General features: G+C 73.9%; 1 protein-coding gene. It reads right to left on the reverse strand.

Annotated features, from left to right (window positions below):
* Positions 1 to 698: metallophosphoesterase (locus DMH08_RS39660; RefSeq protein WP_233618086.1), on the reverse strand; the 698-nt coding region annotated here is incomplete at its 3' end.
* Positions 699 to 788: the final 90 nt, after the last annotated feature.

A 788-nucleotide genomic window follows, 5' to 3' on the forward strand; every position in this document is an offset into this window, starting at 1 on the left:
GCCCGCTGCCCCGCCGCGCCCCGGTACGTCCGGCGCGCCTCCGCGACCGCCGCCGCGTCGACGTCCCCGGCCTTGCGCCACAGCGCCCCCGCGAGCCACCCGAACGGCCCGCCCCACTTCGGCGGCGAGCAGTCCATGTCCAGCCCGCAGAACACGTGCAGGAAGCCCCGCAGCCCGTCGTACCAGTCGTGGTTCCCCGGCACGGCGAACACCGGGCCCGGATAGTCCTTGTAGGGGCGGAAGAACCGGTCCGGGTAGTCGCCGGCCTCGCCCGCCGGGTAGATGACGTCACTCGCGATGATCATGAAGTCGGTGTCCGCGGCCGCGTTCAGCAGCGGCGGCACCACCGCGTACTGCGAGCGGTCGCCCTCTCCCGTGTCGCCCAGCAGGACGAACGAGAACTCGGGCTCCGGCCGGTGCACGGTGAACGCCGCGGGCGTCCCCCGCTCCCGCAGCGCCGCGACGCAGCGCCGCCGGATCGCGCCGGACGGGTCCCCGAACCACTTCGCGATGACGTCGTTGCGGGACCGCCACAGCACCCGGGGCCGCCGCCACGAGAAGTCCGGCACCCGCTCCGGCAGCAGCTCGCGGAACGTGCCGGGCTTCCGGCACTCCCACCCGGCCCCCGCCTCGGACGTCCGCGAGTTCCCGTCGCCCTCCGCCATGCCGTTCGGACCGGCCGATTCCTCAGCACGCACAGAAGACCTCCGGGGGGAAGGGGGGCGACCCGAGAAGTCTAATTGCGCGCCCCCCGGATCCGAAGGATCACTCACCCCCACCCCAAAGCC

This window comes from Actinomadura sp. WAC 06369 (assembly GCF_003947565.1).
Lineage (GTDB): Bacteria > Actinomycetota > Actinomycetes > Streptosporangiales > Streptosporangiaceae > Spirillospora > Spirillospora rifamycini.